General features: G+C 71.9%; 19 protein-coding genes. 8 read left to right on the forward strand and 11 right to left on the reverse strand.

Annotation, left to right across the window (positions count from 1 at the left end; genetic code table 11):
* Nucleotides 1-786 carry an HAD family hydrolase gene (locus tag QE370_RS03935; protein ID WP_309633514.1) on the reverse strand — a complete coding sequence of 262 codons (786 nt, stop codon included), beginning with the start codon at nucleotides 784-786 and terminating at the stop codon, nucleotides 1-3.
* Nucleotides 783-2,051 carry a serine--tRNA ligase gene (gene serS / locus QE370_RS03940; protein ID WP_309633515.1) on the reverse strand — a complete coding sequence of 423 codons (1,269 nt, stop codon included), beginning with the start codon at nucleotides 2,049-2,051 and terminating at the stop codon, nucleotides 783-785. The genes QE370_RS03935 and serS overlap by 4 nt, the downstream gene beginning before the upstream one ends.
* A gap of 209 nt (nucleotides 2,052-2,260) precedes the next feature.
* Here serS and QE370_RS03945 point away from each other — a divergent pair, with 209 nt between their 5' ends.
* On the forward strand, nucleotides 2,261-3,250 hold the full coding sequence (locus QE370_RS03945) for a hypothetical protein (RefSeq protein ID WP_309633516.1): 990 nt from the start codon (nucleotides 2,261-2,263) through the stop codon (nucleotides 3,248-3,250).
* 80 nt (nucleotides 3,251-3,330) lie between these two features.
* On the opposite strand, the gene QE370_RS03950 is transcribed toward QE370_RS03945, so the two are convergent.
* The 3 genes from QE370_RS03950 to QE370_RS03960 all read right to left on the reverse strand — a co-directional run bounded on the left by QE370_RS03950 (nucleotide 3,331) and on the right by QE370_RS03960 (nucleotide 6,585).
* The gene (locus tag QE370_RS03950; protein WP_309633517.1) at nucleotides 3,331-4,023 is read right to left on the reverse strand and encodes a hypothetical protein; all 693 of its coding nucleotides are present in this window, start codon (nucleotides 4,021-4,023) and stop codon (nucleotides 3,331-3,333) included.
* A gap of 102 nt (nucleotides 4,024-4,125) precedes the next feature.
* Nucleotides 4,126-5,061 (reverse strand): DUF808 domain-containing protein, encoded by a 936-nt coding sequence (locus tag QE370_RS03955; protein ID WP_309633518.1) that lies wholly within the window; start codon nucleotides 5,059-5,061, stop codon nucleotides 4,126-4,128.
* Between the two features lie 81 nt (nucleotides 5,062-5,142).
* Entirely contained in the window at nucleotides 5,143-6,585 is a 1,443-nt protein-coding gene (locus QE370_RS03960; RefSeq protein WP_396127797.1) for a CCA tRNA nucleotidyltransferase, read from the reverse strand.
* 113 nt (nucleotides 6,586-6,698) lie between these two features.
* Between QE370_RS03960 and QE370_RS03965 the strand changes: the two genes are divergently transcribed.
* Nucleotides 6,699-8,789, forward strand: coding sequence for a DUF6049 family protein (locus QE370_RS03965; protein ID WP_309633519.1), 2,091 nt, complete (start codon nucleotides 6,699-6,701; stop codon nucleotides 8,787-8,789).
* Nucleotides 8,782-10,419, forward strand: a complete 1,638-nt coding sequence (murJ, locus tag QE370_RS03970) for a murein biosynthesis integral membrane protein MurJ (protein WP_309633520.1) — start codon at nucleotides 8,782-8,784, stop codon at nucleotides 10,417-10,419. Before QE370_RS03965 ends, murJ begins: the two co-directional genes overlap by 8 nt.
* A 13-nt stretch (nucleotides 10,420-10,432) precedes the next feature.
* On the opposite strand, the gene QE370_RS03975 is transcribed toward murJ, so the two are convergent.
* Nucleotides 10,433-11,353 (reverse strand): siderophore-interacting protein, encoded by a 921-nt coding sequence (locus QE370_RS03975; RefSeq protein WP_309633521.1) that lies wholly within the window; start codon nucleotides 11,351-11,353, stop codon nucleotides 10,433-10,435.
* Nucleotides 11,354-11,452: 99 nt separating this feature from the next.
* On the opposite strand from QE370_RS03975, the gene QE370_RS03980 reads away from it, so the two are divergent.
* Nucleotides 11,453-12,601: a peptidoglycan bridge formation glycyltransferase FemA/FemB family protein gene (locus QE370_RS03980; RefSeq protein ID WP_309633522.1), complete on the forward strand. Its 1,149-nt coding sequence runs from the start codon at nucleotides 11,453-11,455 to the stop codon at nucleotides 12,599-12,601.
* Nucleotides 12,602-12,716: 115 nt separating this feature from the next.
* On the forward strand, nucleotides 12,717-13,763 hold the full coding sequence (locus QE370_RS03985) for an alanine racemase (RefSeq protein WP_253021374.1): 1,047 nt from the start codon (nucleotides 12,717-12,719) through the stop codon (nucleotides 13,761-13,763).
* A 65-nt stretch (nucleotides 13,764-13,828) separates the two neighbouring features.
* On the opposite strand, the gene QE370_RS03990 is transcribed toward QE370_RS03985, so the two are convergent.
* Complete coding sequence (locus QE370_RS03990) at nucleotides 13,829-16,000, reverse strand: transglycosylase domain-containing protein (RefSeq protein WP_253021375.1); 2,172 nt, start codon at nucleotides 15,998-16,000, stop codon at nucleotides 13,829-13,831.
* 1,154 nt (nucleotides 16,001-17,154) lie between these two features.
* Between QE370_RS03990 and QE370_RS03995 the strand changes: the two genes are divergently transcribed.
* From QE370_RS03995 to QE370_RS04005, 3 genes are all read left to right on the forward strand, one after another.
* Nucleotides 17,155-17,730, forward strand: coding sequence for a PadR family transcriptional regulator (locus QE370_RS03995; protein ID WP_253021376.1), 576 nt, complete (start codon nucleotides 17,155-17,157; stop codon nucleotides 17,728-17,730).
* Between the two features lie 50 nt (nucleotides 17,731-17,780).
* Nucleotides 17,781-18,887: an inositol-3-phosphate synthase gene (locus tag QE370_RS04000; RefSeq protein WP_309633523.1), complete on the forward strand. Its 1,107-nt coding sequence runs from the start codon at nucleotides 17,781-17,783 to the stop codon at nucleotides 18,885-18,887.
* Between the two features lie 133 nt (nucleotides 18,888-19,020).
* Nucleotides 19,021-20,634: a phosphatase PAP2 family protein gene (locus QE370_RS04005; protein WP_309633524.1), complete on the forward strand. Its 1,614-nt coding sequence runs from the start codon at nucleotides 19,021-19,023 to the stop codon at nucleotides 20,632-20,634.
* Between the two features lie 15 nt (nucleotides 20,635-20,649).
* Here QE370_RS04005 and QE370_RS04010 read toward each other — a convergent pair whose 3' ends face one another.
* The 4 genes from QE370_RS04010 to QE370_RS04025 form a co-directional block, all read right to left on the reverse strand.
* Nucleotides 20,650-21,678, reverse strand: coding sequence for an adenosine deaminase (locus QE370_RS04010; protein WP_309633525.1), 1,029 nt, complete (start codon nucleotides 21,676-21,678; stop codon nucleotides 20,650-20,652).
* Nucleotides 21,675-22,109: a hypothetical protein gene (locus QE370_RS04015; protein ID WP_067860746.1), complete on the reverse strand. Its 435-nt coding sequence runs from the start codon at nucleotides 22,107-22,109 to the stop codon at nucleotides 21,675-21,677. The genes QE370_RS04010 and QE370_RS04015 overlap by 4 nt, the downstream gene beginning before the upstream one ends.
* Before the next feature lie 167 nt (nucleotides 22,110-22,276).
* Complete coding sequence (locus QE370_RS04020; RefSeq protein ID WP_309633526.1) at nucleotides 22,277-24,814, reverse strand: glycosyl hydrolase family 65 protein; 2,538 nt, start codon at nucleotides 24,812-24,814, stop codon at nucleotides 22,277-22,279.
* The gene (locus QE370_RS04025; protein WP_253021381.1) at nucleotides 24,814-25,524 is read right to left on the reverse strand and encodes an HAD family phosphatase; all 711 of its coding nucleotides are present in this window, start codon (nucleotides 25,522-25,524) and stop codon (nucleotides 24,814-24,816) included. The genes QE370_RS04020 and QE370_RS04025 overlap by 1 nt, the downstream gene beginning before the upstream one ends.
* Nucleotides 25,525-25,569: the final 45 nt, after the last annotated feature.

The following is a 25,569-nucleotide window of genomic DNA, read 5'->3' on the forward strand; positions in this document are numbered from 1 at the left end:
TCAGAGCCAGCGACGCAGCTCGGTGGCCAGGCCGTCCTCGAGCACCGTGCCGGTGACGTCGTCGGCCACGGCCTTCAGCTCGTCCGAGCCCTGGCCCATCGCGACGCCGCGTCCGGCCCAGCGCAGCATCTCGTAGTCGTTCATGCCGTCACCGACGGCGAGCACGTCGGCCCGGTCCACGCCGAGCCGCTCGCAGACGACCTCGAGGCCGGACGCCTTCGAGACGCCGTCGGGGGCGATGTCGAGCCAGGCCGTGTAGCCGATGTTGTAGTTCACCTCGTTCAGCCCGAGCCCGTGCACGAGCCGGCCGAACTCCTCGACGTCGTGCTCGGGGGCGCGGATGATGACGCGGGTGACCGGCTCGGCGACCAGCTCGTCGACCGTCTGGATGGTGACGGTGCCGTCGATCTCCCACTCCGGGAACGGCGCACTGATCCGGTAGCCGGTGCCGACCTCCTCGACGGCGACGAGCGCGTCGGGGATGTGCTCGAGCACGCGGCGCACGGCCTCGCTCGCGTCGAAGGTGACGGTGTGCACGACTTCCACGGGCGAGTACGTGTGCACGACCGCGCCGTTGCTGGCCACGGCGATGCCGTCGTCGAGGCGCAGGTTGCGGGCCGCGTCGAGCACGCCCGGGATGGCGCGACCAGTGGAGATGACGACGTGGACGCCGGAGTCCTTGATGGCGTGCACGGCCTCGCGCACCGTGTCGGTCATCCGGTTCTCCCAGTCGACCATGGTGCCGTCGACGTCGAGCGCGACGATCTTCGGACGCCAGCCCGTCATGCGCGCGCCCCGACCGGCTGCAGCACCTCGCCGAGGAAGGGGTGCAGCGCCGCCGGCAGACGCACCGAGCCGTCGGCCTGCTGCCCGTTCTCGAGCAGCGCGACGATGATGCGCGGCATGGCGCAGAGCGTGCCGTTGAGGGTGGCGGTCGGCTCCGTGCCGCCGTCGTCGAGCCGGTTGCGGATGTCGAGGCGACGGGCCTGGAACTGCGTGCAGTTCGACGCGGAGCTGACCTCGCGGTACTTGCCCTGCGTGGGGATCCACGCCTCGCAGTCGAACTTGCGGACCGCCGAGAGGCCCAGGTCGCCGGCGGCGACGTCGATGACCCGGTAGGGCAGCTCGAGCAGGTCGAGCCACTGCTTCTCGAAGCCGAGGATGCGCTCGTGCTGCGCGTAGGACTCCTCGAGCGAGGTGTAGACGAACATCTCGACCTTGTCGAACCAGTGCACGCGCACGATGCCGCGCGTGTCGCGGCCGTGCGAGCCGGCCTCGCGCCGGAAGCAGGGGCTGAACGCGGCGTAGTGACGCGGACCGTCGAGGATCTCGTCGGAGTGGTACGCCGCGAGCGGCACCTCCGACGTTCCGACGAGGTACAGGTCGTCCTTCTCGAGGTGGTAGACGTCGTCGGCTGCCTGGCCGAGGAACCCGGTGCCCTCCATGGCCTGCGGCTTGACGAGCGCGGGCGGGATGATCGGCGTGAAGCCCCACTCGGCGGCCTTCGACATGGCCAGCTGGGTGAGCGCGAGCTCGAGCTGGGCGCCGACGCCGGTGAGGAAGTAGAACCGCGAGCCGCTCACCTTCGCGCCGCGCTCGACGTCGATCGCGCCGAGCAGCGTGCCGAGCTCGAGGTGGTCGCGCGGCTCGAAGCCCTCCGCGGCGAAGTCGCGCGGGGTGCCGACCTCCTCCAGGACCACGAAGTCGTCCTCGCCGCCGGGCGGGGCGTCGGGGGCGGGGTTGGGCAGCGCCTTGAGCAGGGTCGTGAACTCCTCGCCGGCCGCGGTCTGGTCGGCGTCGGCGGCCTTGACCTGCGCACTGAGCTCCTTGGTGCGCGCGAGCAGCGCCTGCTTCTCCTCGCCCTTCGCCTGCGCGACCTGCTTGCCCATCGACTTCTGCTCGCTGCGCAGCGCCTCGAACGCGGCGATGGTCGAGCGACGTCGCTCGTCGGCGGCGACGAGCGCGTCGACGAGGGAGGGGTCCTCCCCGCGGCGCCGCTGCGCCTCTCGGAGGGACTCGGGGTCGTCTCGCAGGAGCCTGGCGTCGATCACCCCGCCAGCCTATCCGTGCCGGCTGCTCTCTCCCCCTCAGCGGTAGGTAGAACGCGGAACTCCGGCCTCCGGTAAGTCTCGTGCGCTCGAGGGCTGCGAAGACGCGCTTCATCCACCGCCGACGATGCCGGCCCCTGCTTGCGGACCCGCCGTCCACAGGCAGCCGTCACGTCCTGTCCGCGCCGCTCGCCGCGCGGTCGAGTGGGTACATGCCCAGACCAGCCCAGATTCCCGAGGCCCTCCTGCGCGGACCGTTCCACGTCGATGACGCGGCCGCCGTCGGCGTCACCCACGACCGCCTACGCGGCGCTGCCTACCGCCGACTCCTGCCGCGCGTGTGGGTCGTGCGCACGCACGTCATGTCCGAGCCCGACTGGCACCAGGCCGCCCTCCTGTACGCACCGGACGATGCCTGCCTCACCGGAGTCACCCGTCTGCAGCAGCTCGGACTCGACATCGGACCGCACCGGCCGTTGCAGCTCGTCGTGGCCCGCGACCTGCACCGCACGTCTCCGGACGTCTTCATCCATCGCACGGACGCGATGCCCGAGCATCGCGGTCGCCTCGTCTCACCGCTGGCGGCATGGGTGGAGGCGTGTCGCACGCTCTCGTTGCTCGACGCCGTGGCAGCCGGCGACTGGCTGCGGCAAGAGCACGGAGTGGGCACCGAGCGGTTCCGGCAGTTCTGCACGAGGGACCACTGGCGCGAGGGCGTGCCGGAGGCGTGGTGGGTGTGGCCGCTGCTGGACCCGGGATCGAGATCACCGCAGGAGTCGAGGATCCGTACCTGGTTCCACGCTGCGGGCCTGCCCCGACCTGAGTCGAACGCCGAGGTACGCGACGGGGATCGTCTCGTGGCGATCGTCGACTGGTGGTGGCGCTCCTGGCGTCTGGCCGCGGAGTACGAGGGCCTGCACCACCAGGTCGATCGACACCAGTACGTGGCCGACATCGACCGCTACCGACGGATCCGTTCGCTCGACGCCGACTACGTGCAGATCACCCGCGAGCTGTACGCCATGCCCCGGACGATGGTCCGTCGGATCCATGGGGCTCTGGTCGAGCGCGGCTACGACGGTCCTGCGCCCACCTTCGGCGCCGCGACCGACTCCCTCACGCTTCCGGTGGCTCGTGCCATGGCCCTGGCGCCCCGGCTCTCGCCGGCCGGTCCTCGCCCTCTTCCCCCGGCCAGGCGGTAGTTGGCGCGCGGTCTGCGTCCCTCTTGGCACGCGCCACCTACCGCTGGTCCGTATTCCGCGCGCTAACTACCGCTGGGGGGTCAGGAGATGGTGACCGAGCCCTCGCCCTCGACGCGGTCGTCGTGGAGCAGCTCGCCCTGGGCGTCGACGGGGGTGTAGGTGACCTTGACGTCGAGCTTCGTGCCCTTCTCGTAGCGGAAGTTCTCGCCGTAGGAGAACGTCTCGCCCTTCCCGAGGGTGTAGACGGACGGGTCGGCGAAGGCGCCGGGGGCGACGCCGGACGTCTGGACGTCCTGCGCCTCGTAGAGGTCGTTGTCGGTGATGCCGTCCATGCCCTGCACGTACGGCCAGTCGACGTAGCGGGCCGAGACGTCGACGAGCGAGGAGCCGAGGTCGATCGGGTCGCCGGTGTTGGTGACGACGTAGTTGACGAACACGATCTCGTCGCCCACGGCGATGATCGGCTTGTTGTCCTTCGGGTCGACGAAGTTGCCGGTCTTCGTGGCCTTGGTGGTCCCGACCTGGTAGACGTCGACGGTCACGTCGCCGGCCTTGACGGTGCCGATCTTCGTGCCGGGGGTGGTGACGGGCTTGGCCCAGGCGGGCGCGCCCTCGGTCGACGTCGACTCCTCGGTCGCCTCGGCGCTGGGCGAGGAGCTCGCGGAGGCCGAGCTGCTCGACTCGGCCTGCGGCTCGTCGTCGGACCCGCAGGCGGCGAGGCCCAGCAGGGCGAGGGTGGCGACGGCGGCGGTGCACGTGCGACGGATGGTCACGATGGTCTCCCGAATGTTGGTGGATCTTCCCAGACGGGACCCTAGCGACGTCGGGAGACGCCTCGACCACCGGAGGGGGGTAGACCTGGACGTTCGTGCCGTTCAGTGCCGACCGCGGCGCGGTACCAGATGCAGCACGGTGACCACCACCGCGCCGACCGCGAGCCCGAGCAGGGCGGAGAAGAAGGTGTTCGTCAGCCACGCCAGGACGGATCCGAGGCCGCCGGCGACCGCGTCGTGCACGGCCTCCTCGGCGTGGTGGACCAGGTCGTAGAGCGCGTGCCACCCGAGGTCGTGGGTGCCGACGAGCAGGATGTGCCCGCCGACCCAGAGCATGGCCACGACGCCCACCGCGGCCAGCGTGGCCAGCACCTTCGGCATCGCCTTCACGAGCCCCCGCCCGAGGGACTGCGCTGCCGACGACGACCGCTCGGTGAGCGCGAGGCCGACGTCGTCCATCTTCACGATCAGCGCGACCGCGCCGTACACGAGCGCGGTGATGCCGATGCCGACGACGGCGAGGATGACCGCCCGCGACACGAACGGCTCGTCGGTGACCTCCTTGAGCGCGATGACCATGATCTCCGCGGAGAGGATGAAGTCGGTGCGCACGGCGCTGCTCACGACGACCTTCTCCTGGTCGGCGCCGCCGACGGAGCGGGGCTCCTCGGTCTTCGCGTGCCCGGACACCTTCTCCCAGAGCTTCTCGGCGCCCTCGAAGCACAGGTAGGCACCGCCGAGCATGAGCAGCGGCGTGAGCAGCCACGGCACGAACTGGCTGAGCAGCAGCAGCGCGGGAAGGATGATCACGAGCTTGTTGATCAACGAGCCCCGCGCGATGCGGCCGATGACCGACAGCTCCCGCTTCGGGTCGAGGCCCTGCACGTAGCGCGGCGTGACGGCGGCGTCGTCGACCACCACGCCCGCTGCCTTCGCGCTCGCCCGGCCTGCCGCGGCGCCGACGTCGTCGACCGAGGCGGCCGCCAGGCGCGCGAGCGCGGCGACGTCGTCGAGGAGGGCGACCAGTCCGCCGGCCATCAGAGGGCTCCTGCTGCGTTCATGCCCACAGCGTAGGCGCCAGCGGCCCCGCAGGTGCGGCCGTCGACGTCGGCCGCGCGGTCAGGAGCGGGCCGACCACCAGGCGCGCAGGGCCTCGGCGGCCAGGTCCTCGCCCAACGGTCCGCGGTCGAGGCGCAGGTCGAGCAGGAACCGGTAGGCCTCGCCGACCTCGCGGCCCGGGCCGATGCCCAGGAGCTGCTGGATCTGGTTGCCGTCGAGGTCGGGCCGGATGGCGTCGAGCTCCTCCTGCGCGGCGAGCTGCTCGATGCGGCGTTCGAGGTCGTCGTACGTGCGCTGCAGCCGCTGGGCCTTGCGCCGGTTGCGGGTGGTGCAGTCGGCACGGGTGAGGATGTGCAGTCGCTCCAGCTGGTCGCCCGCGTCACGGACGTAGCGACGCACGGCGGCGTCGGTCCACTCCCCCGAGCCGTAGCCGTGGAAGCGCAGGTGCAGCTCCACGAGCAGGCTGACCTGCGCGATCTGCTCGTTGCTGAAGCGCAGCGCCTTCATGCGCTTGCGCGTCATCTTGGCGCCCACCACGTCGTGGTGGTGGAACGTCACCGTGCCGTCGTCGAGGAAACGTCGCGTGCGCGGCTTGCCGATGTCGTGGACGAGCGCAGCGAACCGGACGACGAAGTCGGGACGCTGCTCGAGCCGGTGCTCCAGCTCCACGGCCTGCTCCAGCACGGTCAGCGAGTGCTCGTAGACGTCCTTGTGGCGGTGGTGCTCGTCGGCGGTCAGCCGCAGCGCCGGCAGCTCGGGCAGCACGTGGTCGGCCAGGCCGGTGTCGACGAGCAGGCGCAGCCCGGCCACGGGCTCGCGCCCGCACACGAGCTTGACCAGCTCGTCACGCACCCGCTCGGCCGACACGATCTCGATCCGGTCGGCCATCGCGGTCATGGCCGCGGTCGTGGCCTCGTCGGCCTCGAAGCCGAGCTGCGCGACGAACCGCGCGGCGCGCATCATGCGCAGCGGGTCGTCGCTGAAGGACTGCTCGGGCGTGACCGGCGTGCGCAGCACCCCGGCGGCGAGGTCGCCGAGACCCCCGAACTCGTCGACGAACTCGGCCGAGGGCAGCCGCAGCGCGAGGGCGTTGACGGTGAAGTCGCGGCGCGACAGGTCGCCCTGGAGCGTGTCGCCGAAGGCCACCTGCGGCTTGCGCGACGTCGGGTCGTAGGCGTCGGTGCGGTAGGTCGTGATCTCGATCTGGTCGTCGCCCTTGCGCAGGCCGAGCGTGCCGAACTCGCGGCCCACGTCCCACACGGCGTCCGCCCAGCCGGCGACGAGACGCTCGACGTCGTCGGGCCGGGCCGACGTCGTCAGGTCGAGGTCGCTGACCCGACGGCCGAGGAGCGCGTCGCGCACCGGCCCGCCCACGAGCGCCAGCTCGTGACCCGCTGTCGCGAACAGATCGCCCAGCTCGGCGAGCACGGGGTGGTCGCGCAGCACCGCGTCGGCGGCGGCGCGCACGGCGGAGGCGTCGTAGGGCGAGGAGGGGGCGGACACGGGGCCCGAGTGTAGTGCGCGCTGCCCGGTCGGCCCGGGGCCGTGCCAGCGCGACCGCAGCGCGCGCCGTCGAGGTGGCCGGAGCGATGGGGGCCGACCACTACGATGGGCGGGTGACGAACCCGGCCCGACGTGTGCGTCCGGGCCCGGGACGTCTGGTCCGCCTGGTCGTGTGCGCCCTCGCGATGCTGCTCGGCAGCTCACTGACGGTCGCCGTCGCGGCACCCTCTCAGGCCGCCGTCGACCCTGACGTGGCCGTGCGGATCACCGGCGTGAGCCCCACCGAGCTGCGCGACGGCGCCACCGTCACGCTCACCGGCACGATCACCAACCGCGGCAAGGAGCGCTGGACGAAGGCGCAGGCCTACCTCGTGATCGCGCGGACGCCGTTCACCACGCGCCAGCAGGTGAGCGACGCGGTCGAGAGCCAGGCCAGCTACACGGGCGAGCGCGTCGTCGAGCTCGACTCGATCGACGAGGTCGGCACCCTCGCCCCCGGCAGCACCCGACCGTTCCGCGTGCGGGTGCCCTACGCGCAGCTGCGCGTCTCCGACGCCGAGGGCGTCTACCCGGTGGGCGTCCAGGTGCTCGCGACGGCCGAGGACGGCACGCGCGACAACGCCGCGATCGCCCGCGCCACCACCTTCCTGCCGCGCCTCGACCGCGACTCGACGCGCGTGCCGGGCGGCCTGGTGTGGCCGTTCGTGCTGCCCGACCGCCTCGGCCCGTCCGGCACGTGGATGGACGCCCCCGGTCTGGCCGAGCGCGTCGCGCCGGGCGGCCAGCTCCGCAACCTGCTCGACCAGGCCCTCTCCGCGCCCTCGGGCGGCACGTCGCTCGTGCTCGACCCCGCCCTGCTGGTAGCCGTCGACGACCTGGCCGAGGGTCGGCGCCTGCCGCGCGACGTGCGTCTCGACGACGCTCAGCGGGAGGCCGCGCGCACGTTCGTCGAGGACCTCACCGGCCTGTCGCGACGGGTCGCCACGTGGACGCTCGGCTACGCCCGGCCCGACTGGCTGGCGCTCAGCCGCTCCGACGCCCACGACCGGCTGACCGGCACGATCGAGCGCGCGACGTCGTCGGCCCTCGCGCAGTTCCAGGTGTCGGGTCGCCGGGTCACGTGGCCGACGCGAGGGGGAACGACGGCGGAGCTGATCGACCAGGTGCGCGGGAGCGGCGACCGACCCGTCATCGTCACCCGCGACGCCGTGCCCGACTGGGAGCCGCGGCTCGGCTCCGTCGTCACCCTCCGGTCGGACAGCGGACCGGTACCCCTCTTCGTCGACGCCGGGCTCGACGTCGGGGTGCCCGGCGGCGCGACGGTCGCGACGCTGCGTCAGCGGCTGCTCAGCGAGGCCGCGCTGGCGTCGCTCGAGCGCAGCGCCGACGCGGAGTCCAAGGCGGACGCGTTCGTGCTCGTCGACCCGCGCTGGAACCCCGGTGACACCGACGACGACGCCTTCGCCGGTGCCTTCGACCCCGACTTCGTCTCGCCCGAGGACCTCGAGGACCTCATGACGACCCGTCGCGCCGCGTACCGGGGCGACGTCGCGAGCACCGCGGAGGCGCGTCCGCTCTCGCAGGCACAGGTGACGGCCGTCGAGCAGCTGGCGCGCGAGGGTGGCGTGCTGGCAGGCCTGGCCGTCGAGGGCGACGACCTCGCCGCCCGCACCGACCGCACCTCGACGGGTCTGCTGTCGACCGCCTGGCGCTCCGACCGCGCCGAGGGCCTGCGCGCAGCCACGGGCGCGCTCGGTCGGGTGCGTGCGGAGCTGGGCCGGCTCGCCGTCGAGGGTCCGCCCGCCATCACGCTCTCGAGCGCCGAGGGCAGCTTCCCGCTCACGGTCAGCAACGACACCGACACCGCCGTGCGGGTGGGCGTGCGCATCAGCGCGAGCAACCCCGCACTGCGCATCCCCGACGTCGACCCGGTGCAGGTGGAGGCCGGCGAGCGGCGCACGGTCACCGTGCAGGTCGACGTCGGCGACCAGACGTCGTCGACGCTGACGGCGCAGCTGATCTCGCCCGACGGGACCGCCGTGGGCCGCGCCGACTCCTTCAACGTGCGGTCGAGCCGGGTGGGCGTGGCCCTGTGGGCGCTCATGGGCGCCGCGGGGCTGTTCGTCCTGTTCGCGCTCGGCCGACGCTTCCTGCGCGGCCGCCGGGCCGCCACGACCCCCGAGGAGACCCCGACCGATGGCTGAGCGCAACGTCGCCCGCGCGAGTGCCGGCATGGCGATCGGCACGGTCGTCTCCAGGGTCACGGGCTTCGGCCGGCTGCTCATGCTCGCGGCGACCATCGGCACCGCGCTGAACGCCGACCTCTTCAACAACGCCAACACGGTGCCGAACGCGCTCTACATCCTGGTGGCGGGCGGCGTGTTCAACGTCGTGCTCGTCCCCCAGCTCGTCCGAGCGATGCGCAACGACGCCGACGGTGGCGACGCGTACGCCAACCGGGTCATCACGCTGGGCCTGCTGGTCCTGGGCGTCGCGGCCGTGGTCCTCACCCTCCTCGTCCCCGCGATCATGCACGTGGTGTTCGACGGGGAGCTGTTCTCCGACCGGAACGAGGCGCAGCGCGAGTCGGCGCAGCTGCTGATGTACCTGTGCATGCCGCAGGTGTTCTTCTACGGCGCCTTCGTGCTCGTCGGGCAGGTGCTCAACGCGCGGCAGAAGTTCGGACCCATGATGTGGGCGCCCATCGTCAACAACCTGGTGGCCATCGGCTCCCTGGCCGTGTACCTGGTGCTCTACGGCGCCTCGAGCGGCACGGGCGGATTCTCCACCGGGCAGGCGCTCCTGCTCGGCGGCGGCGCGACGCTCGGCATCGCCGTCCAGACCCTGGTGCTCGTGCCGTTCCTGCGGCAGGCCGGGTTCCGGTACGCACCACGCTTCGACTTCCGCGGGGTCGGCCTCGGCCACACGCTGCGCCTCGGCGCCTGGACGCTCGGCTTCATCGCGGCGAACCAGGTCGCGTTCATCGTCATCCAGCGGCTCGGCGTGGCGGGCACGCTCGCCGGAGAGCGGGAGGGGACTGCGGCCACCGGGTCAGCCGTCTACGAGATCGGCTTCCTGGTGAGCCAGATGCCGCACGGTGTCATCACGGTCTCGCTCGCGACCGCCATCATCCCGACCCTCTCGGCCCTCGCCTCGGAGCGCCGCTACGACCGCATGGCGCTGGAGCTGCAGCGCACCCTGCGGGTCACGCTCGCCATCATCGCGCCGCTCGCCGCCGCCGTCGGGTGTCTCGGCTGGTCGGCGGCGGCGGTGCTCGGGTTCGTGCCGACGCTGCGCCCGAACGCCGACGCCATCGGTCTCGCCGTCGCCGCGTTCGCGCCGGCCATGGTCGCCTTCACCATCCACTACCTGGTGCTGCGCGGCTTCTACGCCGACGAGGACACGCGGACGCCGTTCTTCGTCCAGCTGGTCGTCGCCGCGACCAACATCGTCGCCGCCCTCGTGCTCACCCACGACGTGGAGCCGCGCCACGTCGCGCCGATGCTCGCGCTGTCGTTCGGCATCGCCTACGCCGTCGGCGCGACCGTCTCGGCGACGCTGCTGTCGCGCCGCCTCGGCGGTCTGGTCGACCGCGAGACGCGCGTCTTCGCGGTCCGGCTGCTGATCTCGCTGGCCCTGGCCGTCGGCGCGATGCTCGGCTCCGTGGCCGCCCTCGACGCCTTGGGGCTCGACCGCGGCGAGCCCGTCGGCGCGCTCGTGACGCTCGTCGTGGCCGGTGGCCTCGGTGCCGCGGCCTACCTGGTGGGCACGCGCCTGACCCGCATGCAGGAGCTCACGCACCTGGTCCGCTCGCTGCGCGGCCGCGGCGCCTGACGAGGACGACCGGCTAGAGACCGGCCTTCTCGTAGATCTCCTCGATCGCGTCGAGGTAGGCGCCCTGGTCGGTCTCGGCCAGCTCGAGGTAGGCCTGGCGGGCCTTCTCGCCGACCTCCTCCGCGACCTCCTCGTAGCGGGCGTTCCACTTCTCGGCCTCGATCTGCCAGTAGCCGCAGGTGTAGAAGTCGGTCTGCGGCCAGCCGAGCGTGCGTCGCAGGAGCTTGCGGGCCGCGCGGCTGGCGCGTGCCTCGCCGGCCAGCCACACGTACCGGCTGAGCGGCACGTCGTCGGTCGCCTCGCCGGCGGCGGGTAGACCGCGTCCGGTCACGGCCGACTCGAGCGCACCGCAGATGTCGGTCTCGCGCTCGACGACGACCCAGCGCACGTCGACGTCGGCTGGGCTCGGCAGGGCGATGCGGTCGCCCTCGTCGGTGAGGACCACGACGGCCTCGACCCGCTGCCCGGGGCGCAGGTCGCGCAGGATGCGGGCCAGCGCGGGGAGTCCGGTGATGTCGGCCACGAGGAGCTGCCAGGCGGTGTCGACGGGCGCGGCGTAGAGGCCGTGCGGCACCATCATCCCGACCTCGTCGCCCGGCACGCAGCGCCTGACCCAGTCGGCACCCACACCGTGGTCGTGCACCGCGATGTCGATGTCGACCTCAGGCACGCCGTCGACGACCCGGTGGTCGGAGATCGTGTAGACGCGGGCGGCGGGCTCGACCGCGCCCTCGGGGACCCGCATGACCCAGTTCTCGTCGTAGGTGGGGATCGCGAGCTCGACCCCCTCCGGCGCGATCATCAGCCGCACGTACTCGTCGGGCACGCCGGTGGAGGTGAACTCCTCCGGACGCAGCGTGACCGTGACGAGGTGGGCGGACAGCCGCACCTTGCGCACGACGGTGGCCCGGCAGACCGGTGGGACCTCGCTCATGGTTCTCCTCCCCGGGCGGGACGACGACGGTGTGGCGTGATGCTTAGGCTAGCCTAACTGACCCTGCTCCCCGGACGTCGCGCTGGTAGTTTCGACCGGGTGAGCCCCTCCCCCGTGACCGTCCGCACGATCACCCGCGAGGAGCACCTCGACTTCGTCGCCGGGCGACCCTCCGTCTCTTTCCTGCAGACGCCCGCGTGGGCGCAGGTCAAGGCCGAGTGGGGGTCGGAGTCGGTCGGCTGGGTCGACGCGTCCGGCCAGGTCGTGGGTGCCGCGCTGGTCCTCTACCGCCAGGTGCCGAAGGTCAGGCGCTACCTGGCCTACCTGCCGGAGGGCCCGGTGCTGCCCTGGGTCGACGCGGGTGCCGACCTGGGCGCCTGGCTGGAGCCGCTGGCCGCGCACCTGAAGGCCAAGAAGGCGTTCGGCATCCGGATGGGGCCGCCGGTCGTGACCCGCCGCTGGCACGCGGCCACCGTCAAGGCCGCCGTGGCGGACCCTGCGCTCGGCACGCTCGGCGAGGTGCCGGCCGACGTGAACGACGCCGCAGCGCTCGCCGTCGCCGACCGGCTCCACGACCTCGGCTGGCGCCGGCTCGCCACCGAGGGCGGGTTCAGCGCCGGCCAGCCGCAGTACAACTTCTGGCTGCCCCTGGCCGACGCCGACGGCACCCCACGCACCGAGGAGCAGGTGCTGGCCGGCATGAACCAGCTGTGGCGGCGCAACATCCGCAAGGCCGCGAAGGCGGGCGTCGAGGTGACGCTGGGCGGCCGCGACGACGTGGAGGCGTTCCACCGCGTCTACGTCGAGACGGCCGAGCGCGACCACTTCACGCCGCGTCCGCTGTCGTACTTCCTGACCATGTGGGACGCGCTGACGGGCGAGGACCCCGACCGCATGCGCCTGTACCTCGCGCAGCACGAGGGCGACCTCGTCGCGGCGACCACGCTCGTGCGCGTGGGCACGCACGCCTGGTACTCCTACGGCGCGTCGACGTCGGCCAAGCGCGAGGTGCGCGGGTCCAACGCCGTGCAGTGGCAGATGATGCGCGACGCGCTCGCCGCGGGCGCCACGGTGTACGACTTGCGCGGCATCACCGACACGCTCGACCCGGACGACCCGCACGTGGGCCTCATCCAGTTCAAGGTCGGCACGGGCGGCGAGGCGGTCGAGTACCTCGGCGAGTGGGACCTCCCCCTCAACCGCCCCCTCTACGCCGCCTTCACCGCTTACATGAGGAGACGAGGATGAAGCGCGACGTGCGCGCCGTGCACGACCACGGCAGCGATGCACCCGCTGCGCGCACGATCGCGTTTCAGCCGAGCGACGAGTGCGGCGACGCAGGATCCGATATGAGGAGACGAGGATGACGTTCGAGCTGCACGTCGACGTCGAGCGCTGGCGCGGTCATCTCAAGACTGCGGCGGAGCGTCTGCCGGGGCTGGTCCCGGTGATCAAGGGCAACGGCTACGGCCTGGGTCGCGACCGGCTCGCCGCGGAGAGCGCGGCGCTCGGCGCCGACACCGTCGCGGTCGGCGTCTACGCGGAGGTGCCGGAGGCGCTCGAGGCGTTCAGCGGCGACGTGATGGTCCTCGGCCCGTGGCGCCCGTTCCTCGACGGCGCCGCGGTCGAGCAGGCGCTCGCCGACCCTCGGGTCGTGCACACGGTGGGCCGGGTGGCCGACGTGGCGGCGCTGGCCGAACGCGCACCGGGTGCGCGGGTGGTCGTCGAGGGCGAGACGTCGATGGCGCGCCACGGCTTCGACCGGCACGAGCTCGCCGCTGCGGTGGCCGCGCTCGGCGACCTCGAGGTCGTGGGCTTCGCCGCTCACCTGCCGATGACCGGGAGCAACCTCGCGGAGGCGGAGTCGTGGGCGGCGGCCCTGGAGGCGTCGCAGCTCGACACGACGACCTTCTTCGTGTCCCACCTCAGCCCCGGCGAGATCAGCCAGCTGCGCGAGCGCCGGCCCGGGCTCACCGTGCGCCCGCGGGTCGGGACGTCGCTGTGGCTCGGCGACCTCGGTGCGCTCGACGTGCGCGCGAAGGTGCTCGACGTGCACCGGGTCTCCCGCGGCGAGCGGGTGGGCTACCGGCAGCGTCCCGTCCCCCGCGACGGCTACCTGCTCGTGATCTCCGGCGGCACCAGCCACGGCGTCGGGCTCGAGGCACCGCGCTCCAGCGCGGGCGTGGTGCAGCGGGGCAAGACCCTCGCCAAGGGCAGTCTCGAGGCCGCCGGCCTGATGCTCAGCCCGTTCACGGTCGACGGCCGGCAGCGCTGGTTCGCCGAGCCGCCGCACATGCACGCGTCGCAGGTGCTGCTGCCCGCGTCGGCCACGGCCCCGGCCGTCGGCGACGACGTGCGCTGCGCCGTGCGGTTCACGACCGCCACCTTCGACCGGGTCGTCCTGGACTGACCTCACGCCCACGACGCGGACGCGGCGGTCACCCCTCGGGGTGACCGCCGCGTCGTCGTCCTGGCTCAGCCTCCGAACGGGGGAGGTGCCGTCGTCTCTGTCGGCGGGGTCGGCTCCGTCGCCGTCGGCGTGGGCGTCGGCGTGGGCGTCGGCGTCGGCGTCGGGGTGGGACGCGGGGTCCGCGACGGCGTCGGCGTCGGCGTCGGCGACGGGGTCGCCGTGGGCGCCGGCGGCACGTACGTGCGGCCCTTGTCGGCCTGGATGTTGCCGGGCGGCGGGAAACTGCCGCAGTCGGTGCCCTGCAGGGCCGGGTCCATGAACGCCTTGAACGTGCGGGCCGGGTACTGGCCGCCGAAGAACGGCACCAGGTAGCCCTCGATGTCCTCGTTGCCCACGCCGCGGCTCAACGTCACGGCCGTCGCCAGCTTGGGCGTCGCGCCGACGAACCACGACGACGAGACGTGCTGGTCCGCGTCGTCCTTGCCCGCCGTGGCGGTACCCGTCTTGCCGATGGTCGGACAGATGGTGCGGCCGTTGGTTCCCGTGCCCGCCGAGGTCACCTTCTGCAGCGCCGCGACCGTGTCGCCCGCGACGTCCTCGGGGATCGAGCGGCGCGTCTCACGCTTCGGCAGCTCGAGGTCGTTGCCCCCGGGGCCGGTGACCTTCTTCAGGACGTGCCACTGGGCGCGCTCGCCACCGGCGGCGATGGTCGCGTAGGCGTTGGCCATGTCGACGGCCGGCACGCCGGCGAAGCCGAGCGACGTGACCGCGACCGGGTTGATCTTGTCGGTCACCGAGCGCGGGATGCCGGCCTGGTTGGCGGCCTTGAGGATCTTGCGCGCGCCGATGCTCGCGTCCGCGTCGGCGCCACCGCTCATCTGCTGCGTCAGGTCGACGAACGCGGTGTTGATCGACTCCTGCGTCGCCATCTCGAGCGTGACGGGACCGAACGAGCGTCCGCCGCTGTCGCCCTGGTTGCCGACGATGCTGTTGCCGATGCGCAGCGGCGAGCTGCCGTTCAGCGTGGTGCGCAGGCCGTAGCCGTCCTCGAGGCCCGCGATCACGGCGAACACCTTGAACGTCGAGCCCGGCTGGACGCTCTGCATCGCCCAGTTGAGCTGGCTCTTGAGGTAGTCGCGGCCGCCGTACATGGCCTTCACGTCGCCCGTGCCGGGCTCGACGGAGACGAGTCCGACGTTCAGCTCGTCGAGGTTCTGCGGGATGATCGTGCGCACCGCGTTGACGGCGTCGCGCTGCAGGCGACGGTCGAACGTGGTCGTGACCCGCAGGCCGCCGCCGTCGATCTCGTTGTCGGAGAAGCCCGCCTGGCGCAGCTGGGTGCGGACCAGCTCGAGCAGGTAGCCGCTCGTGCCCCGGAACCGGTTGCTGTTCTTCTTGGGGACGACGCGCGGCAGCTGGTCCTGGTACTTCGCGGCCTCGTCGGCGGTGATCGCGCCCGACTTGACCATGCCGTCGAGCACGTAGCGGTAGCGCGGGAGGATCCGCTCCTTCGCCCCCTCGGCGTACGGGTCGTAGTAGCTCGGGCTGTTGATGATGGTGGCGAGCAGCGCGGCCTGCGCGTAGTTCAGCTTCGAGGCCGGACGGTCGAAGTACGTCTGCGCGGCGACCTGGACGCCGTAGGAGCCGTTGCCGAAGTAGATGGTGTTGAGGTAGCCCTCGAGGATCTCCTGCTTGGAGAGCTGGTTGTGGATCTTGATCGAGAGGATCGCCTCGCGCACCTTGCGCTTGTAGGAGCGCTCCTGGTTCAGGTAGAGCACCTTCACGTACTGCTGCGTGATGGTCGACCCACCACTGGTGATCTGCCCGCTCGTGGCGTTGTCGCGCACGGCGCGCAGGATGCCCTTGAAGTCGATGCCCTGGTTCTCGTAGAAGGTGCGGTCCTCCGCGGCGATGACGGCCGCCTGCATGACGGAGGGCACCTCGTCGAGCGGGATGCTCTCGCGGTCCTGCATCGCGAAGGTGCCGAGCTCGCTCTTGCCGTCGGAGTAGTAGACCTTCGTCGTCTGCGTCTGGAAGTCGGCGTTCGCGTCGGGGATCGAGATGATCCGGTAGAGCACGAAGAACAGCAGCGCCGCTCCGAGGATGCCGAGCACCAGCAGGAGCGCCAGCCAGCGGAGCGCCCGCTTCCAGCGCGGTCCGTCGCCGCCGATGCGGCGGAACAGACCGGGCTTGCGGGGCGTGCTCTTCGGCTTGGTTCGGTGCGTGCTGGTGGCCACGGACCACTTCCTCCGTCTCGGCCCTGCGGGCAGGGCGTGGTGCTGTGCGTGCGCCCGGGACACGGCGCGGCATCGCTCCAGTGTGCCCGATCATCCTGAGAACCCAAGGATCGCGGGTCGACGCCGGACCCGTCGGCAGTTCCGTCGGTTCTCCCGCGGCACCTCTCGCTGGTCGGGTGCCTCCACCAGCGCCGGCGAGGAGAGGTGCATCGAGGTCCTTCCACGGTTTCGCTGGGAACCGGGCAGCGCTGGGCCGTTGCCGGGTGGTCTCGATACACGGCACGGCGCTCCTTCGTCGCGCGTGCCGCTACTCGACCAGCGGAACGGTCCCGCTGGTCGAGTAGCGCGGAGCCGCGAGGAACGAGCATGCTCCGCGCGTATCGAGACCGCTCCAAGCGGACGCTGGGGATCGACCCGCGCTGAGCCGCTGCCGGGTGGTCTCGATACGCCGTCACGAGCTCGCTGGCGCTCGCCTTGTCGGCTACTCGACCAGCGGAAGCCCTCGCTGGTCGAGTAGTCGGCTCCGCCGAGGGACGAGGCGTGAGGCGACGTATCGAGACCACCCCAAGCGGACGCTGGGGGTTGGCTCGCGCTGGACCGTTCCCGAGTGGTCTCGATACGTCAGGACTTCGCAAGCCCGTCCTGACTACTCGACCAGCGGAAGCCCTCGCTGGTCGAGTAGTCGGCTCCGCCGAGGGACGAGGCGTGAGGCGACGTATCGAGACCACCCCAAGCGGACGCTGGGGGTTGGCTCGCGCTGGACCGTTCCCGAGTGGTCTCGATACGTCAGGACTTCGCAAGCTCGTCCTGACTACTCGACCAGCGGAAGGTCTCGCTGGTCGAGTAGCGCGGAGCCGCGAGGAACGAGCGTGCTCCGCGCGTATCGAGACCGCTCCAAGCGGACGCTGGGGATCGACCCGCGCTGAGCCGCTGCCGGGTGGTCTCGATACGCCGTCACGAGCTCGCTGGCGCTCGCCTTGTCGGCTACTCGACCAGCGGAAGCCCTCGCCGGGACCGGACATGACCGGACAACAGGACCTGACATGACCTGACACCAGCACCTGACATGGGCTGACATGAAATGCCGATCTGATGTATCGTCCCGATATAGCGGGTCGTCGCCGGACGCCCCACCGAGCAGCGGGGAGGGTCCGATGGCACGTCGTGGCGCGACCCTCGAGCTGGCGGTCATGGGCCTGCTGCACGACACGCCGATGCACGGCTACGAGCTGCGCAAGGAGCTCATCAGCCTGCTGGGACTGGGGCGGGTGCTCTCGTACGGCACCCTCTACCCCTGCCTGAAGACGCTGGTCCGCGCCGGTCTCATCGAGGCCGACGAGGACCGCGACGTCGAGGTGCGCGGACGCCGCAACCGGATCGTCTACCACCTCACCGCCGCCGGCAAGGAGCACTTCGCCACCGCGATGGAGGACTCCGGACCGGCCACCTGGGACGACGAGACGTTCAGCGTGCGGTTCGCGTTCTTCGGCCGCACCGAGTCGGCCGTCCGCGTGCGCATCCTCGAGGGCCGGCGCAGCCGGCTGCAGGAGCGGCTCGAGCACGTCCGCGAGGCCAACCAGCGCGGTCGCGACCGCGCCGACGCCTACACCCGCGAGCTCCAGCGCCACGGCCTGGAGTCCGTCGAGCGCGAGGTGCGCTGGCTCACCGACCTGATCGAGCGCGAGCGCAACCCCCATCCCGACCCGGCCGAGCGGCCCGGGTCCCCCTGACCCTCTTCCACCGAGCACGAGCAACCAACCACCCACCTGAAGGAGAACCCATGGGTTCGGCGAACCACCAGATCCGCGTCGCCATCGTCGGCGTCGGCAACTGCGCCACCTCCCTGATCCAGGGCGTCGAGTACTACAAGGACGCTGATCCGGCGGGCACGGTCCCCGGACTCATGCACGTCCAGTTCGGCGACTACCACGTCAGCGACATCGAGTTCGTGGCCGCGTTCGACGTCGACGCGAAGAAGGTCGGCTTCGACCTCGCCGACGCCACCACGGCCAGCGAGAACAACACGATCCGCATCACCGACGTCCCGCCGACCGGTGTCACCGTGCAGCGCGGTCACACGCTCGACGGTCTCGGCAAGTACTACCTCCAGACCATCGAGGAGTCCGACGCCCCCGCGGTCGACGTCGTCCAGGTGCTCAAGGACACGCAGGCCGACGTGCTCGTCTCCTACCTGCCGGTGGGCTCGGAGGAGGCCGACAAGTTCTACGCGCAGTGCGCGATCGACGCGAAGGTCGCCTTCGTCAACGCGCTGCCCGTCTTCATCGCCTCCGACCCCGAGTGGGCGAAGAAGTTCGAGGACGCGGGCGTCCCGATCATCGGTGACGACATCAAGAGCCAGGTCGGCGCGACGATCACGCACCGCGTCATGGCGAAGCTGTTCGAGGACCGCGGCGTCGCGCTCGACCGCACCTACCAGCTGAACGTCGGCGGCAACATGGACTTCAAGAACATGCTCGAGCGTGAGCGTCTGGAGTCCAAGAAGGTCTCGAAGACGCAGGCCGTCACCTCCAACCTCACCGGCTCGCTGGCCGGCGTGGGCGCCGACGACCGCAACGTGCACATCGGCCCGTCGGACTACGTGGCGTGGCTCGACGACCGCAAGTGGGCCTACGTGCGCCTCGAGGGTCGCGCGTTCGGCGACGTGCCGCTGAACCTGGAGTACAAGCTCGAGGTCTGGGACTCCCCCAACTCCGCCGGCATCATCATCGACGCCATCCGCGCGGCGAAGATCGCCAAGGACCGGGGCGTGGGCGGCGCGCTGCTGAGCGCCTCGTCCTACCTGATGAAGAGCCCGCCGGAGCAGCGTCCCGACGACGTCGGCCGCGCGCGCCTCGAGGCCTTCATCTCCGGCACCGAGGAGCGCTGACCCGCCACCCTGCGTGACCCCGAGGCGGTGTCGCCCGGTCCTCCCCCTGGGAGTCCGGCGACACCGCCTCGGCGCGTCCGGGCCCGGTCCGCACTACGCTGAACCCGGCCAGACCCCGACCGGAAGGACGCCTGTGTCGATCGACCTGCGTCGCGCCGAGCCCGGCCGCGACGGCGTGTACGCCACCGTGCTCGTCGTCCTCGTGACGCTGCTCGCCCTGCTCGCGTTCCTCGTCGGCACCGACGCCGCCTGGCTGCAGGACGTCGACGACGGCGTGGCCCGGGAGGCGTTCGACGTGAGCGTCGCGCGACCGTGGCTGGTCGACGTGCTCGAGGTGCTGGCGGTCGTGCTGTCCAACGTCGGCGTCGGCATCGTCCTGGCCCTGCTGGCAGGCACGGCGCTGGCCCGACGCGAGTGGCGCATCGCCACCTGGATCGCGCTCAGCGGCGTGGTCGGCATCGGCGGCAACGCCCTGGTCAAGCTCGTGTTCCAGCGTCCGCGACCGGCGTGGGAGGAGCCGATCCACGAGATCGGCGGCTACTCCTTCCCGAGCGGGCACTCCGCCGGCGCCGGCGTGCTGTTCACGGTCCTCGCGCTGCTGACCATCGTGCTGACCGGCCGCGGGTGGCGGCGTCGACTGCTGATCACGCTGTGGGTCCTGCTGGCCCTCGTGACGGCCGCCGACCGCGTGCTCCTCGGCGTGCACTACCTCTCCGACGTCACCGCCGGCCTGACCCTCGGCACGCTGGTCACGGTCGTGCTCTGGCTGGCGGTCGCGACCGACGCGACCCGGCTCCCGCCGGAGCTCGCGGTGGTCACGGGCACGGGCCGCAAGCGCGTGGCGGTCGTCCTCAACCCCTCCAAGCTGACCGACGTCGAGGAGTTCAAGAGCCTCGTGCGCCTGGTCGCCGGCCAGCACGGCTGGAACGAGCCGGCCTGGTTCGAGACGACGGTCGAGGACCCCGGCTACGGCCAGACCGAGGCGGCGCTCGAGGCCGACGCCGACCTCATCATCGCCGCCGGCGGCGACGGCACCGTGCGCGCGGTGTGCGAGGAGGCCGCCCGCACGGGCGTCGCCGTCGCGATCATCCCGCAGGGCACCGGCAACCTGCTGGCGCGCAACCTCGGCATCCCGCTCAACCCGCGCGACGCCCTCGAGGTGGCGTTCGGCGGCCAGGACAAGGCCATCGACCTCGCGCGGTTCAGCACCGACGCCGGCGTCGAGACCAGCTTCCTCGTCATGGCAGGCCTCGGCATGGACGCGATGATCATGACCGGCGTCAACGACGAGCTGAAGAAGAAGGTCGGCTGGGTCGCCTACGTCGTCTCGGGCGTCAAGGCGCTCCGCTACTCCGGCACCAAGGTCACGATCACCGTCGACGACGGCGAGCCGCGCACGTTCCGCGCCCGCACGGTCGTCATCGGCAACGTCGGCTACCTGCAGGCGGGGCTGCCGCTGCTCCCGGAGGCGCAGATCGACGACGGCGAGCTCGACGTCGTGGTGATCGCGCCGCGCCGGTTCTTCGGGTGGGTGTCGATCGCGGTCCGCGTGATCACCCGCCGCAAGCGCACCAACGACCGTCTCGACCGGTTCACCGGACGCCGGGTGCACGTGAAGGCCACCGGCCCGACCCCGATGCAGCTCGACGGCGACCCCGTCGACGAGGGCACCGAGATCACCGCCGAGGTCCGACCCGGCGTGCTGCTCGTGCGGGTGCCGGTGGCCCCGACCGTGCAGAAGGGCTGACGTCGCCCGAGCAGGTCAGACGGCGTCGAGCTCGGCGCGGATCGACGTCTTCACCGCGTCGGGGGCGAACGACGCGTCGACCGCCGCCCGCGCGAGGTCGACGACGCCGGGGCGGTCGAGCGACAACAGGTCGGCCGCCACGGCGTACTCACGAGTGAGGGTCGTGCCGAACATCGGCGGGTCGTCGCTGTTGATCGTGACCGGGACGCCCGCGGCGACGAGCGCCGGCAGGGGGTGCTCGTCGAGCGAGGGCGTCGACCGGGTGCAGACGTTCGACGTCGGGCACACCTCGAGCACGATGCCGCGCTCGGCGAGCAGTTCCATGAGCGCGGGGTCCTGCGCCGCTGCGATGCCGTGGCCGATGCGCTCGGCACCGAGGTGCTCGATCGCGTCGCGGATCGTCCGGGGTCCGGTCGACTCCCCCGCGTGCGGGACGCTGTGCAGCCCGGCCGCGCGCGCCGCCGCGAAGTGCTCCGCGAACTGCGGGCGGGGCACGCCGATCTCGGGCCCGCCCAGGCCGAAGCCGACGAGGGCGTCGGGTGCGTGGTTCAGGGCGACGTCGAGCGTGACGTCGGCGGCCTCGAGGCCGGACTCGCCGGGGATGTCGAAGATCCACCGGAGCACGAGGCCGGTGTCGGCCTCGACCCGACGTCGCGCGTCCTCGACGGCCTCGAGGTACGCCTCGACGGGGATGCCGCGGACGATCGACGTGTACGGGGTGAGCGTCAGCTCCGCGTAGCGCACGTTCTGCGCGGCGAGGTCGGTGCCGACCTGGTGCGTGAGGGTCCAGATGTCGTCGGGGGTGCGCAGCAGGTCGACGACCGACAGGTAGACCTCGACGAAGTGCGCGAAGTCGGTGAAGCGGAAGTAGTCGGCGAGCGCGGTGGGGTTCGTGGGCACCGGGGTGCTGCCCTCGTGCCGGGCCGCCAGCTCCGCGACGGCGTCGACGGAGGCGGAGCCGACGTGGTGCACGTGCAGCTCGGCCTTCGGCAGGCCCTGCAGGAACGCGAGGTCGACCGACTCGACGTCCTGCGGCCCGCTCACGGCTGCTCGGTGGTGTCGTCGGGGTCCGGCACCAGGGTGAGGTGCGGCTGCGCGGCCTGCTGCCGCTCGACGACGCTGCCGCGGTCGGCGAACTCGACCTCGAGCGACAGCACGTTCTCGTCCTGCAGGTCGAAGGTCACCCGCCGCGCGGTCGCGGTGAGGTTGCCGGCCTTGCCCTCGGCGAGCCACTCGGTGCTGCCGTCGTCGCTGACCAGGCCGACCCGCGCCTGCTCGCCGCGCTGACCGCGGAAGACGACGGGGCCCGGGCCGCTGTCGCGGATGACGAGCGCACCGCGGCTGACCCGCCGGTCGTCGGTCTCGACGGTGGGGGCCTCGTCGCCGCCGACCCGCCCGAACGACCACTTCTGGTCGACGAGGACGACGTCCTCCCCGGACCTGCCGTCACTGACCTCGTACCTGACGATCAACACACCCTGCAGTCTAGGGCGGGTCTGACAGGGCCCGCGCGACGGACCGCCCCGCCCGCGCACGTTTGCGTGGGCCCCCACCCAAACGTGCAGAAACCGCGGACGTTTGCCGTGGGGAGAGCCGGTTTGCGTGGGCCCCCACCCAAACCGGCTCCGCAGGCGAGGGTGGGTCAGGCGCCGGGGACGATGGCGGAGATGATCGTGCCGTCGGAGCGGCGGGTGCCGATGGGGCTGGGCGGCTCGCCCTCCAGGCGCGGACCCTGACCGTCCAGCGGCACGGTGACCGGTGCGTCGGGCCCGACCACGACCTCGGCGCCCCGGACCTCGAACGCCAGGTGGCCCTGGCCGTCCTCGACCACGAGCTCGAGCTCGTCGGGACGCACGGTCACGCGCACGCGGGTGCCGCGCAGGGTGAGCCGGTAGGTGAGCGACTCCCAGTCGTCGGGCAGGCGCGGGTCCATCGTCCACTGGCCTGCGCCGAGGTCGCGGAAGCCGCCGAACCCGGCCGCCACCGCGCTCCACACCCCACCGGTCGACGCGACGTGCACGCCGTCGGACGTGTTCCCGTGCCGGTCGGCGAGGTCGACGAACAGCGCGGACAGGAAGTAGCGGTACGCGAGGTCGTGGTAGCCGACCTCGGAGGCGATGATCGACTGCACGACCGCCGACAACGTCGAGTCGCCCGTGGTGATCGGGTCGTAGTACTCGAAGTCGGCGCGCTTCTGCTCGGGCGTGAAGTCCTCGCCCTGCAGGAAGAGCGCGAGCACGACGTCGGCCTGCTTCAGCACCTGGAACCGGTAGATGACGAGCGGGTGGTAGTTCAGCAGGAGGGGACGCTTGTCGAGCGGCGTGTGGTCGAGGTCCCACATCTCGCGCTCGAGGAAGTGCGAGTCCTGCGGGTGGATGCCGAGGTGCTCGTCGAACGGGATGCTCATGTTGCGCGCCGCGCGACCCCACTCCTCGACCTCCTCGTCGGTGAGCGAGAGCCGCGCCTTCGCGTCGGCGTACGCCGAGGGGTTCACGTCACGCAGCGTGCGCACCGCCTCGGCGGCCCGCCGCAGGTTGAAGCGCGCCATGACGTTCGTGTACAGGTTGTCGTTCACGACCGTCGTGTACTCGTCGGGCCCCGTGACGCCGTGGATGTGGAAGGTGCTGCCCTCCTCGCTGCGCCAGAAGCCGAGGTCGGCCCAGAGCCGGGCGGTCTCCACGAACACGTCGATGCCCTCACGGTCGAGGAACTCGACGTCGCCCGTGGCCCCGACGTACTGGCTCAGCGCGTACGCGATGTCGGCGTCGATGTGGTACTGCGCGGTGCCCGCCGCGTAGTAGGCCGACGCCTCCTCGCCGTTGATGGTGCGCCAGGGGAACAGCGCGCCCTTCTGCGCGAGCTGGCCGGCACGGCGACGTGCCGCGTCGAGCAGCGAGTAGCGGAAGCGCAGCGCGTTCCGCGCGGCCCGCGGCGTGGTGTACGTCAGGAACGGCATGACGTAGACCTCGGTGTCCCAGAAGTAGTGGCCGCCGTAGCCGGACCCGGTGACGCCCTTGGCCGGGATGCCCTGGCCCTCCGCGCGGGCCGCGGCCTGCATGATCGAGAACAGGTTCCAGCGGATCGCCTGCTGCACCTCGGGCTGGCCGGGCACCTCCACGTCGGCGCGCGTCCAGAACGCGTCCAGCCACGCACGCTGCTCGGCCCGCAGCTCGGGCACGCCGAGGTCGCGGGCGCGGTCGAGGGTGCGACGGCAGCGGTCGAGCAGCTCGCGCGACGGCACGCCGCGCGACGTGTGGTACGCGACGGTCTTGGTGAGCCGGACGGGGACGCCGGGCTGCGCCGCGATCCGGTAGGTGGTCTTCGCGAGGTCCTCGCCCGTGACCACGCGGCTCGTGAACTCGTTCTCGGTGACGATGTCGTGGTCGGCCATGACGCCGAGCGTCATGCCGCTCTCGGCGCACCGGAAGCCGAGCGCGACCCGGCCGGTGCCGGCGTCGCCCTCGTTCGTCTGCGGCTCCAGCACCCGACGGGTGAGCTGCTCGGCCTTGCGCGGGTCGCTGCCCTCGCCCATGGCCTTGTGCCGCACGTGGTACTCGTCCTCGCCGTCCTGGCGGTTGAGGATCTGCGAGGAGATCGCGACGGGGGCCGGGTCGTCGAGCAGGGTGACCTCGAACGTCATCACCGCGAGGTGCTTCTGCTCGAGGCTGACCATGCGCGTGGACTCCACCAGCACCCGCTTGCCCGACGGGGTGCGCCACAGCAGGCGACGTCGGAGGACGCCGTCGCGCAGGTCGAGCGAGCGCTCGTACTCGTGCAGGTCGGCCACCGAGAGCAGCAGCGGCTCGTCGTCGACGTAGAGCCGGATGATCTTCGCGTCAGGAGCGTTGACGATCGTCTGCCCGACGCGCGCGAACCCGAACGCCTCCTCGGCGTGCTGGATCGGCCACGTCTCGTGGAAGCCGTTCACGAAGGTGCCGTGGGTGTGGGAGTCGCGGCCCTCCTCGACGTTGCCGCGCAGCCCGAGGTACCCGTTGCCGACGGCGAACAGCGTCTCGGTGAGGCCGAGGTCGCCGGCGTCGTAGCGGCGCTCGGTGAGCCGCCACTCGTCGGCGGGCCAGCGCGAGCGGTCGAGGAAGTCACGCACGGGCGGCGCCTCGTGCGACGGTCCGAGGCCGCGGTCCTCGTCGACGGACTCGGTGGGCTGGTCCAGCGGCGACATCAGACGAGCTCCTGCAGGTCGTCGACGACGACGTCGGCGCCGTGCTCGCGCAGCGCGTCGGCGCCTGCCCCACGGTCGACCCCGACGACGAGTCCGAAGCGTCCGGCCCGACCCGCCGCCACGCCCGACGTCGCGTCCTCGAGCACCACCGCGCGCGAGGGCTCGACGTCGAGCTGCTGCCCGGCGAACAGGAACGTGTCGGGGGCCGGCTTGCCCGCCAGCTGACGGTCGGCGGCGACGGCACCGTCGACGATGATCGGGAACCGCTCGATGAGGCCGGCGGCGCGCAGCACCTTCGGCGCGTTGCGCGAGCTGGACACCACCGCCACGCGCGTGCCGCGGTCGGCGAGCGCGTCGAGCAGGGCGACGGAGCCGGGGTAGGCCTCCACGCCGTCGCGCTCGAGGATCTCCTCGAAGAGGACGTTCTTGCGGTTGCCGAGCCCGCCGACCGTCTCCTCCTCGGGCGCGTCGTCGGGCGTGCCCTCGGGCAGCTCGATGCCGCGCGACTCCAGGAAGGAGCGGACGCCGTCGTAGCGCGGCTTGCCGTCGACGTAGCGGTAGTAGTCGTCGTCGGTGTACGGCTCCTCGACACCCCGCTCCGTCAGCACGTCGTTGAACATCTTGTCCCAGGCGCGCCGGTGCACCTCGGCGGTCGGCGTGATCACGCCGTCGAGGTCGAAGAGGGCCGCGTCGTAGTCGCTCCAGTCCACGCGAGAAGCGTAGGCCGGTCTCGTGTCGGCCACGTGAACGGTGTC

Source organism: Aeromicrobium sp. SORGH_AS_0981 (assembly GCF_031453195.1).
GTDB lineage: Bacteria > Actinomycetota > Actinomycetes > Propionibacteriales > Nocardioidaceae > Aeromicrobium.

Excerpts from the sequence above, each read along its gene's own strand:
- QE370_RS03975 (WP_309633521.1), bottom strand. The coding sequence starts at position 11,353 with ATGAGCGAGGTCCCACCGGTCTGCCGGGCCACCGTCGTGCGCAAGGTG.
- QE370_RS03935 (WP_309633514.1), bottom strand. The coding sequence starts at position 786 with ATGACGGGCTGGCGTCCGAAGATCGTCGCGCTCGACGTCGACGGCACC.
- QE370_RS03945 (WP_309633516.1), top strand. The coding sequence starts at position 2,261 with ATGCCCAGACCAGCCCAGATTCCCGAGGCCCTCCTGCGCGGACCGTTC.
- QE370_RS03985 (WP_253021374.1), top strand. The coding sequence starts at position 12,717 with ATGACGTTCGAGCTGCACGTCGACGTCGAGCGCTGGCGCGGTCATCTC.
- murJ (WP_309633520.1), top strand. The coding sequence starts at position 8,782 with ATGGCTGAGCGCAACGTCGCCCGCGCGAGTGCCGGCATGGCGATCGGC.
- QE370_RS03955 (WP_309633518.1), bottom strand. The coding sequence starts at position 5,061 with ATGGCCGGCGGACTGGTCGCCCTCCTCGACGACGTCGCCGCGCTCGCG.
- QE370_RS04020 (WP_309633526.1), bottom strand. The coding sequence starts at position 24,814 with ATGTCGCCGCTGGACCAGCCCACCGAGTCCGTCGACGAGGACCGCGGC.
- QE370_RS04000 (WP_309633523.1), top strand. The coding sequence starts at position 17,781 with ATGGGTTCGGCGAACCACCAGATCCGCGTCGCCATCGTCGGCGTCGGC.
- QE370_RS03995 (WP_253021376.1), top strand. The coding sequence starts at position 17,155 with ATGGCACGTCGTGGCGCGACCCTCGAGCTGGCGGTCATGGGCCTGCTG.